We start from the raw sequence: 16237 nt of genomic DNA on the forward strand, positions 1-16237 counted from the left end.
GCATCACCACCCTGATCGAGGCGCTGATCAACCAGGAACTGGGCGAACCCTTCCGCCGCGACGCCATGAAAAAACCCGTCGCAGTCGCAGGCGTCAGCGCCAACGACATGAACGCCCAGTAAACAATAGGGTAAAGGACCGGGACGCATGACCAAAACACCGATCGAGCTGTTGCGCGAACGCGCCCCGGACACCCGCCCTGTCGTTGCAATGAGTGAAGGCAGCGATCCCCGCATTGTCGCGGGGGCGCTGGCCGCAAAAAAGGCCGGATTGGCCGATATTATTCTGGTTGGCGCGCAGGCCGAAATCGAGGCCGCGCTGTCTGCCGAAGGTACAGAGGCCGGTGACGGCATCGAAATCCACGATCCCGCATCGTCACCTTTGACTGGGGTATTCGCCGCCGAATATCACGCCTTGCGCAAGCACAAGGGCGTGGATGAAACCGCCGCGCGCAAGGCCGCTGAAACACCGCTGGTCTATGCCGCAATGCTTGTACGGCTGGGCCATGCCATCGGGACGGTCGGCGGCGCTCTCCACACCACGGGCGACGTAGTGCGCACTGCCATTCAGGTCATTGGAATGGCGCCCGATGCCGGCATGGTGTCGTCGTTCTTTCTTATGTACCCGCCTGCGGAAGCACCAGAAGGCGCCCGGGCGATGCTCTATTCGGATTGCGGGCTGGTCATCGACCCAAACGCCGGTGAACTGGCGGCCATCTCGACCGCCTCGGCGCAATCCGCCCGGGCCTTGCTGCAGGTTGAGCCGAAGATCGCAATGTTGAGCTTTTCCACCAAAGGAAGCGCCAGACATCCCGCGGTGGACAAGGTGACCGAGGCAACTGGCCTTGTTAAGGCAAACAACCCCGATCTGGAGGTTGATGGCGAGTTGCAGTTCGACGCGGCCTTCGTCCCTTCGGTCGGCGACCGCAAATCCCCGGGATCGCCAGTGGCGGGCCAGGCCAACGTCATGATCTTCCCCAATCTGGACGCCGGCAACATTGGCTACAAGATCACCCAGCGTCTGGGGGGATATTCCGCTATCGGTCCAGTGCTGCAGGGATTGGCGAAACCAGCCAACGACCTGTCGCGCGGCTGCAGTGCCGAGGATGTGACACAGATGATCGCCGTCACGATCCTGCAGGCATCAAACACGTAATTCGATTTGTCCCGGCACGCAAAACGGCCGGGCAGAAAAGGAAAGTCTGACCGCAATGGCTGCAGCGACCACCCAATCGGGACACCTGGCCAAACTGACAAAAGAGCGTATCCGCGTTCTGTTCCCCGGCATCATCGTCTCGGTGATTGTCGCCATAACCGCCAAGTTCCTGTCCGAACACTATGCGACGCCCGCCATGCTGCTGGCCCTGCTGCTGGGCATCGCGGTCAGCTTTCTGAGCGAAGATGGCAAGGCCGTCGAAGGAATCGGCTTTTCGGCCCGCACGCTGCTGAGGCTGGGCGTTGCCCTGCTTGGCGTGCGTGTATCGATGAACCTGATGATGGGGCTGGGTTGGGACCTGATTGCACTGGTAGTCGGTGGGGTGCTTGCAACCATCGGATTTGGATTGCTGGTTGCCCGGTTCTTTGGGCACAAGTGGCGATTTGCCTTTCTCACCGCCGGGTCCGTCGCCATCTGCGGCGCATCGGCGGCCATGGCGATCAGCGCCATTCTGCCAAAGGACGAACGATCGGAAGAGCGTCTGATATTCACTGTTCTTGGCGTGACGGTTCTTTCGACGATTGCAATGATCGCTTATCCCATTCTTGTTCGGTCGCTGGGCATGAATGACATCGCAGGCGGCGTGTTCCTTGGCGGCACGATCCACGATGTCGCACAGGTGGTTGGCGCGGGCTTTTCAATCTCGGAACAGACCGGCGACACCGCGACACTGGTCAAACTGTTCCGGGTCGCGATGCTGGCCCCGGTGGTTCTTGTGGCATCACTGATCATCCGCAACTTTGCCGATATGGATGAAACGGGCCAAAGACCACCGATCCTGCCGGGATTCGTTATCGGCTTTCTGGTGCTGGCCACCATCAGTTCGTTTGGGCTGATCCCGCCATTTGTCACTGAAATGCTCAGCCAGGCCTCGCGATGGCTGCTGCTGATCGCAATTGCCGCCGTCGGTATGAAAACCAATCTCAAACAGGTACTGTCGGTCGGAGGCGCGGCCATCGCCCTGATCATTGTTGAAACACTTTTCATTGCCGGAGTGATACTTGCGGGAATTACCTTCCTGACCTGAGACCCCGCCCCGACAGAAGGACGCCAGATGACCATCCAGCAACCGAAGATCGACACATCGCCCAAAGTTTCGGACGAAATCCGGCGCACCACCTGCTACATGTGCGCCTGCCGATGCGGTATCAATGTGCATATGAAGGATGGCAAGGTCGCCTATATCGAGGGTAATCGCGACCATCCGGTAAACAAGGGCGTTCTGTGCGCCAAGGGCAGCGCAGGCATCATGCAGGTCAACGCCCCGTCGCGCCTGAAAGCGCCGCTGAAACGGGTGGGGCCGCGCGGATCGGGCGAATTCCGGGAAATTTCGTGGGACGAAGCGCTGAGCACGGCGGTTGGCTGGCTTAATGAGTTGCACGAAACCGCGCCTGAAAAACTGGCCTTTTTCACAGGGCGCGATCAGTCGCAGAGCTTTACATCGTTCTGGGCTCAGAATTTCGGCACGCCCAACTATGCGGCCCACGGCGGGTTCTGTTCCGTCAACATGGCGGCTGCAGGAATTTACACAATGGGCGGCGCATTCTGGGAGTTCGGCCAGCCCGATTGGGAACACACAAAGCTGTTCATGTTGTTCGGCGTTGCCGAAGACCACGATTCCAACCCGATCAAAATGGGCATCGGGAAAATCAAAAAGCGTGGTGCCAAGGTAATCGGGGTGAATCCGATCCGGTCCGGCTATAACGCTGTCGCGGATGACTGGGTTGGGATTACGCCCGGAACCGATGGGTTGTTCATTCTGTCCCTGATCCATGTTCTGATGAAAGCGGGCAGGATCGATCTGGAATACCTTAGCCGCTACACAAATGCTCCGGTGCTTGTGAACGCCGGGGACGGACCGGAAAAGGGCCTGTTTCTGCGTGATGAGGACGGCAAGCCGCTGGTAATCGACCGCGCGACCAAACAGCTGACTGCCTTTGACAAGCCCGGCGTGCGCCCCGATTTGTCGGCCACCTACGAGAAAGACGGAGTAACGCACAGGCCGGTTTTTCATATGATGGCCGAACGCTATCTCAGCGACGAATACGCTCCGGAAGCGATTGCGGAAAAGTGCGGGATACCAGCAAGCAAAATTCGCGCCATCGCTGCGGAATTGGCCCGCGTCGCCTTCGATGAAGCGTTTGAGCTGGATCAGGAATGGACTGACTTTCGCGGCGAAAAGCACGACAAGATGACGGGCCGCCCCGTCAGCTTCCACGCCATGCGCGGTATTTCGGCCCACGCCAACGGATTTCAGACCTGCCGCGCGCTGCACGTGCTTCAGATACTGCTGGGCACGGTCGAGGTTCCCGGCGGCTTCCGCTTCAAACCGCCCTATCCCAAACCGGTCGAGGCACACCCCACCCCCCACAGCAACGGCCGACCGGGCCGCCCACTGGAAGGACCGCATCTGGGCTTTGTTCGGGGGCCCGAGCATCTGGCCCTGAAAGAGGACGGAAGCCCCTCGCGCATCGACAAGGCCTTTACTTGGGAAAATCCGATGTCGGCCCACGGGTTGATGCATATGGTGATTTCCAACGCCTATGCCGGTGACCCCTACAAGATCGACACACTGTTCATGTACATGGCCAACATGTCGTGGAACTCGTCGATGAACACCAAAGGTGTGACCGAGATGCTGACGGCCCGCGATGACGATGGCGGCTATGTGATACCGCGCATCATCTACTCCGATGCCTACAGTTCGGAAATGGTGGCCTATGCCGATCTGATCCTGCCCGACACCACGTATCTCGAACGCCATGACTGCATTTCCCTGCTGGATCGGCCGATCTGCGAGGCCGATGCAGCCGCCGACGCAATCCGCTGGCCGGTGATCGAACCGGATCGCGATGTGCGGGGTTTTCAATCGGTTCTGATCGAACTGGCCAACCGGATGCAACTGCCCGGTTTCACCCATCAGGACGGTAGCCCGAAATGGAAAGACTACGCCGACTACATCGTCAATCACGAGCGCAAACCGGGCATTGGCCCGCTTGCGGGCTTCCGGGGTGAAGACGGTAACAAGGAAGGCCGGGGCGAAGTGAACCCTGACCAGCTGAACCGCTATATCGAAAACGGCGGGTTCTATGTGGCGCACATTCCCGAGGGGGCGGATTACTATAAACCCTGGAATACAGCTTATCAGGACTGGGCCGTGGGTATGGGTATCTATGACAGCCCGCAACCCTACCTGTTCCAGCTTTACGTGGAACCGATGCGCAAATTTCAGTTGGCAGCCGAAGGCCACGGTGAACGGCAACCCCCCGATCACCTGCGCGCGCGCATCAGCGAAACAATGGACCCACTGCCAATCTGGTACGAAACCGACCAGACCGGCAACGACGGCTTCACCGTCAACGCACTCACCCAGCGCCCGATGGCCATGTACCATTCCTGGGGCACACAGAACGCCTGGCTTCGGCAGCTGCATGGGCGCAATCCGCTATATGTGCCAACCAAACTGATGCGCGAACACGGGCTAAAGGACGGAGACTGGGCCAAGGTGACCTCGCCACACGGGGAAATCACCGTGCCCGTGATGGAAATGGCGGCGCTCAACGACAACACCGTCTGGACGTGGAATGCCATTGGCAAACGCAAAGGCGCATGGGCCCTGCAGGAGGACGCACCCGAAGCAACCAAAGGCTTCCTGTTGAACCACCTGATCCACGAATTGCTGCCCCCCAAAGGAGACGGGCTGCGTTGGGCCAATTCAGACCCGATCACCGGTCAGGCCGCATGGTTCGATCTGAAGGTCAAAATCGAAAAAGCCGCCAATCCGGATGAGATGACGGAAAGCCAACCTGAATTCCCCCCCATCAACTCTCCAGTTGGCCATGGCCCCGAAAACCTCGCGTGGAAGGTGGGCAAATGACATTGAACCATTCTTCATCTGGCCAGAAATACTCCGTGGGTGAATTGAGCCACAGGCTCAAGAGGGGGCTGGCCCCTTCCCTGCCCCAAAAAGCAGAGGTTCACTGACATGACCCAGCTACCGAATTCCACCGAACGTAAAATGGGCCTGGTCATCGACCTGGATACCTGTGTCGGATGCCACGCCTGCGTGATCTCCTGCAAAGGCTGGAACACCGAAAACTACGGCGCGCCTCTGTCGGATCAGGATGCCTATGGCGCGAACCCCTCAGGCACTTTCCTCAACCGGGTTCATTCCTACGAGGTGCAACCCCCTGATGGCCCCGCACAACTTATTCACTTCCCCAAATCCTGCCTTCATTGCGAGGACGCACCCTGCGTCACCGTCTGCCCGACCGGTGCAAGCTACAAGCGGGTCGAGGACGGGATCGTACTGGTCAACGAAAGCGACTGCATCGGCTGCGGCCTTTGCGCCTGGTCCTGCCCTTATGGTGCGCGTGAACTCGATCTGGCCGAAGGGGTGATGAAAAAATGCACGCTCTGCGTCGACCGGATCTATAACGAGAACCTTCCCGAAGTGGATCGTATCCCCTCCTGCGTCCGCACCTGCCCGGCGGGTGCGCGCCATTTCGGCGATCTGGGCGACCCCGACAGCGACGTGTCGAAACTGGTCGCAGAACGCGGCGGCATGGACCTGATGCCCGAAATGGGCACAAAGCCGGTCAACAAGTACCTGCCGCCCCGTCCCAAGGACAGGATCGAAGATCAAACTGACGTTCTTGCACCTCTGCTCGCCCCGGTGGCGGACGAGCCCAAAGGGTTCCTGAACTGGCTGGACAAGGCACTCGACAAACTGCCCGGAGGTAACGCCTGATGCATCCCGCACCTTCCGTCATCCTCTTCACCACCTTTTCGGGACTGGGGTTTGGCCTGCTGTTCTTTCTGGGCCTTGGCTTTCCGGCAGTGTCGGGCTGGGTCGCCTTTGTATTCTTCGCCATCGCCTACGCGCTGGCGGTGGGTGGGCTTCTGGCATCGACCTTTCATCTGGGCCATCCTGAAAGAGCGATGAAAGCCTTTACCCAATGGCGCTCCAGCTGGCTCTCGCGCGAGGGGTGGTGTGCAGTCCTCGCACTGATCGTCATGGGGCTTTACGCGATCGGCACCATTTTTCTGGACGCGCGCTGGGGTGTTCTGGGCGTGGTTGGATCACTGCTATCCATCGCGACCGTTTTCACCACCTCGATGATCTACACACAGCTAAAGACCATACCGCGCTGGAGCATGAAGCTGACTCCGGCCATGTTCCTGTCCTTCAGCCTCGCCGGTGGCGCTTTGTTGGCAGGGCAGATCCGGGTCGCACTGGTTTTGCTGGTGATCGCGGCGCTGATCCAGCTGGCCTACTGGAAACTGGGGGATCAGGCATTCTCGGGCTCCGGAACCGATCTGGGGACAGCTACGGGCTTGGGCGCGCGCGGCAAGGTTCGGGCATTTGAGCCGCCGCATACAGGCACCAATTACCTGCTGCGCGAATTCGTCCATGTGGTCGGCAGGAAACATGCCGCAAAACTGCGGATCATATCGTTTGTCCTTGCATTCGTGGTCCCCGTCATCCTGCTGTTGCTGCCTTTCCATCATATCACCGCACTGTTCGCGGTGGCGTCGCACCTTGCAGGGGTCGCCGTTTCGCGCTGGCTGTTCTTTGCACAGGCCGAACATGCCGTAAGGTTGTACTACGGGAAATGAAGGACGCCCCGGCACTTTTCTGTACATTCAAAGCAGAGCTGATGGAGACCCGGGTCAACAGTTGCCCTGCATCGCTGCTCTGACCTAGTCGTCGAACAGAACTGTCAGCCGCTCTTCGGTCGCGACACTCTGGCAAGTGAGGATCTGCCCCCGGGAAATTTCATCGTCTTCCAGGGCCATCCGGTTGCGCATATGGACCTTGCCATCCGACAAACGGGCCACGCAGGCACCGCACACACCGGACTGGCAACTGAACGGTGGTGTCAGCCCCGCTGAACGCGCCGCTTCAAGAACGGTTTGCCCGGCAGCAACGGGTATTTCATGAGACTGTCCGTTAAGAACGACGCGCGCGCTGGCGGCCACGCCAGCGACGCTGGTATCACTTTCGGTAGAACCACCAAAGCTTTCCATGTGAATCCGGTTTGCCGGCACATCAAGGTTCATGAGTGCCAACTTCACATCTTGGTTCATCCCGTCCGGGCCACAGATCCAGTATTGAGCATCCTGCGCAACCGGGCGGGCCTCGGACAAAGCCTGCTGAATCGCCTCGGCGTCAATCCGGCCCGTTTTCCACGGTGAAAACCAGCTCCACATTGACGGCGCGGACAAGACATGACGGACCGAAAACCGCTCGGGATGCTTTTCCTGCAGTTGGTCCAGCTCTGACCGAAAGATGATGCTGTCCGCATTCGCGTTGCCATAGATCAGATGCGCCGCAGAATGCGGTTCTTTGGCCAATACTGCGTTGATCATGGAAAATAGCGGCGTGATGCCACTGCCAGCCCCGATGAAGTAATGAGATCGCCGGGCAAGCGTTCCCGGCTGCAACATGAAGGTGCCAAATGGCGGCATCACGTCAATCACATCACCAGGGGAAAGCTTGTCAGCAATATGGTTCGACACCAGACCATCGCGGACCCGCTTTGCCGTAATGCGCAGCGGTGCGCCAGGCGGGTTTGAAATCGTATAACTGCGCCGATGTTCCTGCCCCCGGATATTGAACCGCAAGGTCAGGTGCTGGCCTGCATGCCATTCGAACTGCCCGGTAACCTCAGGCGGGACGTCAAATGTGACATTCGTGGCGGCGCCGCCAATTTCCGGATGAATGTCGCATATTGTCAGGGCGTGAAAATCGCGGCTCATCTGACCCTCTTACCGATAATCAAAAGTTGTGTTCAGCGAGCGGATCACCGAAGCGCCGAAATAGGACAGAATGAAAAACTCATCGGTCTGAACCATGGTTCCTTCGAAGTCCTGCCAAGTATAGCTGACTTGCGTTGTGGCGGTGACACGGGTCCCATCGTCATGTGCGGCCGTTGTGATTTGCGGCGCGGAACGCTCGATCTCCTGATATCCCTGCATCGCCTCAGCCAGCACCGGGTCCGTCTCAGGATCGGGCAGCGTCGCATAGTCCGCGATCACATATGAAAAGCGGTCATCGGGCTGTCCCAACCCATATTTGATCGTGATTGTATGGGTGGCTTCCGGGTGCCAATCCCGCCAAGTTGCATCAGCAGCACCGGTCTCCTGCACAGCCAGGTAACGTTGGACAAGGTCTTGCGGTGTCTTCGCGACTGCAGTCAGTGCCAGCCCCGCAGACAGGACAATCCCAAGGCAGGTTGCCTGAAATGGCTTCATAGTCGTTCCTCCGAAACTTACGTCAGCCATCGCCACGCTGCATGAAATCCAGCACGGCTTGCTGATGGTTGGTTATGGGGCTTTCACCTTTTGCAGCCGGACCAACCTCGAAATATGGACTTCCGAGGGATTTCTGTTGTTGCTCGCAGGCATAGATATCCTCGGTCGTGAAGTCGCCTGAACTCATTGGGTCCTGGTCTCCGGTGGAGTCGCCTTCCTGATACTTGGCCCCGCCGAAGCTTTTCCAGAAACCCTGACTTTTCCACTGCTGTTTCTGAAACTCCCATCCCGATACGTTCGCGACCTTGGTGCGGTTTTCGACCCGCGTCAGATCAGGGGCCAGCGGCGTTATCAGAAACAGGTTCCAACTGTCTTCGCTTGCACCAAAGCCAATGCCGGGGAACAGCATCGGCACCCACGCCCCGACATGAGGTTCAGGAATAACACGCGGGGTTGGCAGATTATTCTCGAGGTTTTCGCCATACTCGGACGAAGGGGGCTCCCAGAAATGATAGTGAGGTCCCTTCCATCCGTATTCGGCCTTGGCATGGTCGTACATGTAAAGGGTGTTCGAATGCAGGTGGCTCAGGTGATAAACGTCGATGTAATTCTCGACGACGATCTTCCAGTTGGCCTTGATTTCATAAGCGTTCCGCGTTTCCGGGTATTCGACAAGCTGTTCGGGTCGGTGTGGCCCCAAAAGCGGATCAACCTCTCCAAACCATTCGGCCAGCGTGGGCGCATCCGCGTCGGGATGCACGAACAGCATACCCCGCCAGACATCGACACTTGCGGGCTTGAGGCCAAGGCAGGATTTGTCGACGCCCCCCGGATACTCGGTCGCCTCGTCGGGAACGGAAATCAGGTTGCCTTCAAGATCGTAAGTCCAGTCATGATAAGGGCAGGTCAGCGCCTTTTGAGTTTTTCCCACCGCCCGGATCAACTGCGTCCCCCGGTGGCGACAGATATTGTGAAAAGCGCGCAACCGGTGATCGCGGCCCATGACGATAAACAGATTGTTCAATCCAGCCTGCACGGACAGGTAATGTCCCGGCTCCGGAATATCTTCGGCAAAGCCGGCGAAACGCCAGGTTCGGGAAAAGATCAGGCGTTGCTCCTGATCGAACCAATCTTGCGACGTATAGGCGTCGACCGGAAGTCGGTGATACATTTTGGTCATCATTTCACCTCAGATGAGCAGATATGCGTATTGGGGAAACAAGCTGGCCAGGACCATCATCAGACCCAGAACAGCCCAGAGGGCAACGATGGCCCAAAACAGGAACGGGTCTTCGTCCCGGTTGATTTCCATGACCAGAAAGGCCTGCCCGTTCAGGATCGTCGGAACCACCCACCATACAAACAGCAGGCCCCAGATCCAGTAGATGCCCAGAAAGGTTGCCGTCAGCAGAACCGGCAAGGCAACGTAGTTGATCGCGCGGGAGCGGCTCATTGATCTGCCTCCAGACTGGACGCCAGCAATGAAGCAGCCAGCTTCAAGTCACTGCGCCATGACATCGGCGGGTCCAGAGGAGACAACGAGTCCAAGTTTACAAAAACTGCGGAAATCCCCTGAGCGACAGCTCGTATTTTATCTTCGGGCGCTGTTGGCGCCGCGCGTCTCAGCACCGCTTCGATCACGTCAAAAAAGTCCTGCAAACTATCCAGCAGCCGCTGACGCAAATCAGGCCGGTCGGGAACGGACGTCACCAAGGCCTGATATGACAGCATCAGCCGTGGATCGGTTGTAGTGTCTTCGGCAAACAGAAGATTTACCAGATCGGCCGGTGTGGCATCTGCCCCCAAAGTATCGTTCAGCCGGGTTACCGAATGCTCGAACCCGGCAAGAACATGGTCGGTCAACGCCGCGAACATTTCATCTCGGTTGCCCAGATAATGACGCAACAAAGGGCGCTTTACCCCGGCCTCGATCGCAATGCGCTCCTGCGTGGCGCCTTCCAATCCAAACCGTGCGACACACGTCAGATAGGCGTCAAGAATCTCGGCGGATCGCTGATCTTTTAAAGAAGGTCTGGGCATCTCTGCTCCGTTTATTGTCACACCTGACAAATAACTATCGGAGGTTTATTGTCAACAGTGACAATTTATATTTTCGAACTGAGCACCCAGCTTTCCCGATGCTGTTTCGTTTCAATCAAAGCCCCCAACGGCTTTTAGAATTCGGACAAAAAAAACGGCAGCACTCCGAACCGGAACGCCGCTTAACAAAAGTGTTGTAAGGTCAAACGCAGCGCGCAGTGCAGCTACGTCCCCCCAATGCGGGCGCCCTCGCAGATCTCTGCGAGGGGGGCATTTCACAGGGTGGGTGAGCGCAGCAAAGCTGCCCTGCTTAGTATCAGGCACTAGGATGTCTATCGACGACATCCGGTTACCATACGGTGTGGTCAGAATTTAATTTGGGTCGCCCGTGCGGATCAGACAACTGTTTAATGTTCTGCGAACAGCTTCATCGGATCGTTGGAAGTGACCAAGCGGTCCGGTTCACGGTTTTCTTTCAATAAGCCAGTACGTTACGCCCAAAGCCAGGCCGATGGCTGCGTAGCCGAGAAAGTACTGAGGTTCCAAGCTTTTGTCGTCGAGCGTGATGATTTTCCGGGCGACCGCCATCAGTGCTGTCGCTACAACAAGCTTGATGTGGATGACGTCGGCGGTCAGATAGAGAGTGATATTTGTATAGATCTCGATCGCGATAAGAACGACCAACACAGCACTGAAAACCGCGAGAAGGTCACTGACCTCCAATATGTAAAGAGGTGGTTCCATAAACTTCTGATATGTAGTGAAACCGGCGTCGATTATAGCCAGAAGAATGATCCCGAGCATCAGCACTGACAATGCTCTGACACCGTGGCGGATCATGCGGTTACACCACCGAACGATTGCATCTTCGTGATGGGGATCTAGTTCCACATGTGCCGGGACGGGTTTGCTATCTTCGCCACTCACTGTCATCTCCAATTCCGTATCCGTTCGTCCGCGTGATGGTTTTCACGCAAATGCATCGCCCTCGTCGGCATTGACGGAACTCTCTCATGAAATGGATATATTTTTCTAGGCCGGTTTTTTGATCGTTAAAACGGCTGGATGACCTCATTCCGGTCATTGAGGCATTACTGATCACGTGCCTGCAAGCACGCGATCAGCAACATTTCCGGTAAGCGGCTTGCCCGAACAGAAAGCCGCCAATTTTCAGTTGGGGCCTGTCTAGGTTCAGATCAGCCCGGCATGTGCCATTGCGGCGTCGATTACAGTCTTGGTGCTGTCTTCCAATCCAACAAGCGGCGAGCGGACTTCTTCGCTGCAACGCCCCAGCTTGCTGAGTGCGTATTTTGCGCCAACCAGACCCGGTTCGATAAAGATCGCCTCGTGCAGCGGCATCAGGCGGTCCTGAAGTTCAAGCGCCTTGGTATAGTCCCCTGCCAGCGTCGCCTGCTGGAATTCCGCACACAGTTTCGGCGCAACGTTTGCGGTCACCGAGATACAGCCGACACCGCCGTGCGCGTTAAAGCCCAGCGCCGTCGCGTCCTCGCCCGAAAGCTGGCAGAAATCCTTGCCACAAGTTGCACGCTGCTGGCTGACGCGGGCCAGATCCCCGGTTGCGTCTTTCACACCGACGATACGCGGCAGCTTGGCCAGCTCGCCCATGGTTGCAGGCGTCATGTCGACAACCGACCGGCCGGGAATGTTGTAGATGATGATCGGAATGTCGGCACAATCATGAAGCGTGCTGAAATGGGCGATCATGCCCCCCTGCGTCGGCTTGTTGTAATACGGCGTCACAACCAAAGCCGCATCGGCACCGATCTTTTTGGCGAACTGAACGAACCGGACCGCCTCGACCGTATTGTTGGACCCGGCGCCCGCGATAACCGGAACGCGACCTGCGGCGGCTTTTACCACCTCTTCGACCACAGTCTCGTGCTCTTCATGGCTCAGCGTCGGACTTTCGCCGGTGGTACCGACGGGAACCAGACCGGTCGATCCTTCTTCGATCTGCCACTCCACCAGGTGTTTGAGCGTATCCAGGTCCAGCTCGCCGTTGCGGAACGGGGTGACGAGGGCTGGCATAGAGCCTGTGAACATGGAAGTCGCTCCTTAAAGCAAATGTGAACAGTCATGGTACGCAATAAATCCCTGCGATCAGGTTTCCCGGTTGATCCCCGCGACGCAAAGTTTATCCTGAGTGGCTGTATCCTTGGTTTGTTGGGAAATGCAAGGGATGACACGCATTCTGTCGCTTCTGATCACAGTGATTCTCTGCTCTGCGCTTACCGCGCCGGATGCCAAAGCCGACTCTGCCGACGACCTTCGGGCGGCCATGGCGCAAATGCGCAAGGGCGACTGGAACGAGGCATTGAGGGTGGCGGGCAACCGCGGTTCCGTTTCGCGCGACATCATCGTCTGGCACTGGCTACGCGAGGGATTCGGCAGTTCCGGCGATGTTCTGGTGTTTCTGGAGCGCAGGCCGGACTGGCCGGGTCTGGCCTGGCTGCGCCGCAAAAGCGAGCCCGCCTTTACCAATGCCGATCCGGACCGGGTGATCAAATTCTACGCGGACAACCCGCCACAGACAGCTGAAGGGGCATTGAACCACGCGGTCGCCCTGATGGCCAAGGGCAATCGCGGTGATGCAGAGGCCGATATCGTCATGGCCTGGCGCACCATGGCGATGGGCAGCGGATTGCAGCAGGATTATCTGGAGAACTTCGGCAAGCTGTTGAAACCGCATCACGAAGCGCGGTTGGACAGAATGCTCTGGGACGGCCATCGGGTCAGCGCCAGACGAATGTTGCCTCTGGTCAGTGCCGATCAGCGCAAACTGGCCGAGGCGCGGCTTGCGTTGCAGGAACGCGAACCCGGCGTGGATACAAGGATTGCGGCGGTTCCCAAATCACTGATGAATGCGCCGGGGCTGGCCTTTGACCGCTTTGTCTGGCGTGACCGAAAAGAGCTGGACGACAGCGCCATCGACCTGATGCTGGAACGGTCAACCGGGCCCGATTCTCTGGGCGAGCCGGAAAAGTGGGCCGAGGGGCGTCGGCGTCTGGCGCGGCTTGAAATGCGCAACGGCGCGCCCGCACGCGCCTACAAGGTCGCGTCCTCCCACCACATGACCCCCGAAATGGGCTATGGTTACGCCGATCTGGAATGGCTGTCGGGGTTTCTGGCACTGCGACGTCTGAACGACCCGGCCACGGCAGTCCGTCACTTTCAGAATTTCTCGGATGCGGTGCAGTCTCCGATTTCGAAGGGGCGGGGTGGATACTGGCTGGGCCGGGCCTATGCCGCGCTTGGAGATTCGGACAAAGCCTATGATGCCTACGCAATGGGTGCTGACCATCAGACGTCGTTCTATGGCCTGCTTGCCGCCGAACAGATTGGCCGTCCCTTCGATCCGGAACTGGCCAACCCGCGGCGCGCTGCGCACTGGAAACAGGCGGGCTTTGCCGATTCCAGCGTGTTGGAGGCCGGATTGTTGTTGCTGCGCGCAGGGGAGCGTGATCAGGCGGAACGTTTCCTGACGCATCTGGTGGAAGACCTCGATCAGGATCAGGCGGCGCAGTTGGGCGACCTTGTGCTTGAACTGAATCAGCCGCATCTGGCGGTCATGATCGCCAAGCGCGCGGCACGGACGGGAACGGTGCTGCCTGCCGCTTATTATCCTGTGCATCCGGTTGCCGATCTGGGCTTGCCGATGGCTAAGGAAATGACGCTGGCCATTGCCCGCCGCGAAAGTGAATTCGACCCGGTCGTCATCAGCGGCGCTGGCGCACGCGGGCTGATGCAGGTGATGCCTGCGACGGCCAAGGTTGTTGCGCAGGATCTGGGCATTCTCAGCGGACATCAGACCGGGCGCCTGACGTCGGACTGGCGCTACAACGCGAAACTGGGGGCCAATTACCTGTCTGGCCTTGCCGCCGATTTCAACGGCAACGTCATCATGATGGCGGCCGGTTACAACGCCGGGCCCCGGCGGCCGATTTCGTGGATGGACCGCTTTGGCGACCCTCGGGCGGGTCAAGTCGATATGATCGACTGGATCGAATACATCCCTTTTTCCGAAACCCGGAACTACGTGATGCGCGTGGCAGAAAGCCTGCCGGTTTATCGTGCCCGCCTTGGCAAGCCGGCGCTTCCGGTACCGTTTTCGCAAGAGCTGACCGGCTCAACGCTTCAGGCGTTCGCGCCATAGGGTAAACAGCCCAGCGGACACGATCAGGGCCGTCCCGGCGACCACCGCCGGGCGCAGTGTTTCGTCGAATATCGTGATGCCCAGAATGGCGCTCCACATCAGATGAAAATAGGCAAAGGGCTGAACCGCGCTTGCCTCGGCCATTTCGTAACACTTGATAAGCAGCCAGTGCCCAAGAACACCTGTAACGCACAGCAGCGCCATCCAGTACCAGTCGCGTCCTTCCATCGGTTCCCAGAACCAAAGCCCGATGGCGGTCATGGCCACCGCCCCGGAAACGCCCGTCCAGAAGAAACTGGTCGCCGTACTGTCACGCCGGGCGGCATAGCGGGTCAGCAGACCATAAAGCGCAAACATCAGGGCCGAAATCAGCGGCACGATTGCCCACGGGTTGAACACCCCCATACCCGGCTGAAGAATGATAAGGACACCTACGCAACCGACACCGATCGCCAGCCAGCGCCGCCAGCCGACCGTTTCGCCCAGTACCGGGCCGCTTAGCGCCGCAACCAGCAACGGATAGCAGATGAACACCGCCTGACTTTCGATCAGGCCAAGAATGGTGAAACTGAAAACCGCAACACAGATTTCGCCTGCCAGCAACACGCCCCGAAACACCTGAAGCGGCAATTGGCTGGTATGTGCCGCGGCACGCAGCCCACCCGGCGCCCGCGCGGCCAGCGCAATGACGAAGGCCGCAAAGAACCAATAGCGGATCATCACAACCATGTAGGTGTTGTAGGTGCCCGCCAGATGGCGCGAGATACCGTCCTGCAACGCAAAGACGATGGTGGCCGCGATCATCAGCGCGATGCCGGCCGGGATGTTGTTCTTTTGCGTCACGCTTTGACCGCCCGCGTCATGTGCCGTTTGCGGCCATAGCCGGGACTGCGCGAGACGGAGAATCCCGCATCTTCCAGCCCGCGGCGAACAAAACCGGCTGCCGTATATGTGGCAGCAGTGCCAGTGGGCGCAGTGTGATCAGCCACTTCGCGCAACAGATCCGCTTGCCAAAGCTCGGGGTTCTTCGCGGGTGAGAACCCGTCCAGAAACCACGCATCGGCTTTACCCTGCCAGTGCGCAAGAGTTTCGCGTGCATCGCCTTCGATGACAGTCAGGTGCAAAGTTCCCAGATCGCAGCTGCTGCACTGCCAACCGGCGAGAAACCGGTCGATCCACGGGCCGAGCTCTGGAAAAGCCGCCAGCGCTCGGGCCATATCTGCGGGCTCCATCGGAAAGGCTTCGAAACTGGTGAAAGACAGCGCGCCCTGCTGGCCGGACTTTTCCCACTCGGACCAAACAGTCAGCATGTTCAGGCCGGTACCGAAACCCAGCTCGGCAATCCGGAATCCCGGCGCAAAACGGTTTGGCAGGTCATTGCCTGCAAGAAAGACATGCCGTGTTTCCTCCAATCCGTTCTGGAGCGAGAAATACGGATCGTCAAAACGCTCGGACACGGGCACTTTGTCATCAGTCCATGTCAATCTGGCACGCTGGTCTGCCATGGGTAATTCCTGTAGCTAGGCGGCGCGACACTGAACAAGGAAAAGG

The 16237-nt window shown here is 58.5% G+C and carries 15 protein-coding genes; 6 read left to right on the forward strand and 9 right to left on the reverse strand.

Annotated elements, in window-relative coordinates:
- Positions 1-147: 147 nt before the first annotated feature.
- From pta to ACR0NW_RS22235, 5 genes are all read left to right on the forward strand, one after another.
- Positions 148-1155, forward strand: coding sequence for a phosphate acetyltransferase (gene pta / locus ACR0NW_RS22215; RefSeq protein WP_480452983.1), 1008 nt, complete (start codon positions 148-150; stop codon positions 1153-1155).
- Positions 1156-1210: 55 nt separating this feature from the next.
- A complete protein-coding gene (locus tag ACR0NW_RS22220; RefSeq protein ID WP_480452982.1) occupies positions 1211-2242 on the forward strand; it encodes a YeiH family protein in 1032 nt (343 codons plus the stop codon).
- Positions 2243-2269: 27 nt separating this feature from the next.
- Positions 2270-5092 carry a molybdopterin oxidoreductase family protein gene (locus tag ACR0NW_RS22225; RefSeq protein ID WP_480452980.1) on the forward strand — a complete coding sequence of 941 codons (2823 nt, stop codon included), beginning with the start codon at positions 2270-2272 and terminating at the stop codon, positions 5090-5092.
- Between the two features lie 108 nt (positions 5093-5200).
- Positions 5201-5965, forward strand: coding sequence for a 4Fe-4S dicluster domain-containing protein (locus ACR0NW_RS22230; protein WP_480452979.1), 765 nt, complete (start codon positions 5201-5203; stop codon positions 5963-5965).
- Entirely contained in the window at positions 5965-6834 is an 870-nt protein-coding gene (locus ACR0NW_RS22235; protein WP_480452978.1) for a dimethyl sulfoxide reductase anchor subunit family protein, read from the forward strand. The genes ACR0NW_RS22230 and ACR0NW_RS22235 overlap by 1 nt, the downstream gene beginning before the upstream one ends.
- An 84-nt stretch (positions 6835-6918) precedes the next feature.
- Here ACR0NW_RS22235 and ACR0NW_RS22240 read toward each other — a convergent pair whose 3' ends face one another.
- The 7 genes from ACR0NW_RS22240 to dapA form a co-directional block, all read right to left on the reverse strand.
- Entirely contained in the window at positions 6919-7977 is a 1059-nt protein-coding gene (locus tag ACR0NW_RS22240; protein ID WP_480452976.1) for a 2Fe-2S iron-sulfur cluster-binding protein, read from the reverse strand.
- A gap of 9 nt (positions 7978-7986) precedes the next feature.
- Positions 7987-8472, reverse strand: a complete 486-nt coding sequence (locus ACR0NW_RS22245; protein ID WP_480452974.1) for a hypothetical protein — start codon at positions 8470-8472, stop codon at positions 7987-7989.
- A 22-nt stretch (positions 8473-8494) separates the two neighbouring features.
- Positions 8495-9655: an aromatic ring-hydroxylating oxygenase subunit alpha gene (locus tag ACR0NW_RS22250; RefSeq protein ID WP_480791952.1), complete on the reverse strand. Its 1161-nt coding sequence runs from the start codon at positions 9653-9655 to the stop codon at positions 8495-8497.
- A 6-nt stretch (positions 9656-9661) separates the two neighbouring features.
- Entirely contained in the window at positions 9662-9925 is a 264-nt protein-coding gene (locus ACR0NW_RS22255) for a hypothetical protein (protein ID WP_480452971.1), read from the reverse strand.
- On the reverse strand, positions 9922-10512 hold the full coding sequence (locus ACR0NW_RS22260) for a TetR/AcrR family transcriptional regulator (RefSeq protein ID WP_480452969.1): 591 nt from the start codon (positions 10510-10512) through the stop codon (positions 9922-9924). The genes ACR0NW_RS22255 and ACR0NW_RS22260 overlap by 4 nt, the downstream gene beginning before the upstream one ends.
- A gap of 462 nt (positions 10513-10974) precedes the next feature.
- Entirely contained in the window at positions 10975-11439 is a 465-nt protein-coding gene (locus tag ACR0NW_RS22265; protein WP_480452968.1) for a phosphate-starvation-inducible PsiE family protein, read from the reverse strand.
- A 264-nt stretch (positions 11440-11703) separates the two neighbouring features.
- A complete protein-coding gene (dapA, locus tag ACR0NW_RS22270) occupies positions 11704-12576 on the reverse strand; it encodes a 4-hydroxy-tetrahydrodipicolinate synthase (protein WP_480452966.1) in 873 nt (290 codons plus the stop codon).
- A gap of 136 nt (positions 12577-12712) precedes the next feature.
- On the opposite strand from dapA, the gene ACR0NW_RS22275 reads away from it, so the two are divergent.
- Positions 12713-14686 carry a lytic transglycosylase domain-containing protein gene (locus ACR0NW_RS22275; RefSeq protein ID WP_480452964.1) on the forward strand — a complete coding sequence of 658 codons (1974 nt, stop codon included), beginning with the start codon at positions 12713-12715 and terminating at the stop codon, positions 14684-14686.
- Here ACR0NW_RS22275 and ACR0NW_RS22280 read toward each other — a convergent pair.
- Positions 14660-15490: a DMT family transporter gene (locus ACR0NW_RS22280; RefSeq protein ID WP_170656354.1), complete on the reverse strand. Its 831-nt coding sequence runs from the start codon at positions 15488-15490 to the stop codon at positions 14660-14662. The genes ACR0NW_RS22275 and ACR0NW_RS22280 overlap by 27 nt on opposite strands.
- A gap of 35 nt (positions 15491-15525) precedes the next feature.
- On the reverse strand, positions 15526-16191 hold the full coding sequence (mnmC2, locus tag ACR0NW_RS22285; RefSeq protein WP_480452963.1) for a tRNA (5-methylaminomethyl-2-thiouridine)(34)-methyltransferase MnmC2: 666 nt from the start codon (positions 16189-16191) through the stop codon (positions 15526-15528).
- Between the last annotated feature and the right edge of the window lie 46 nt (positions 16192-16237).

Source organism: Ruegeria sp. CF5 (assembly GCF_056537325.1).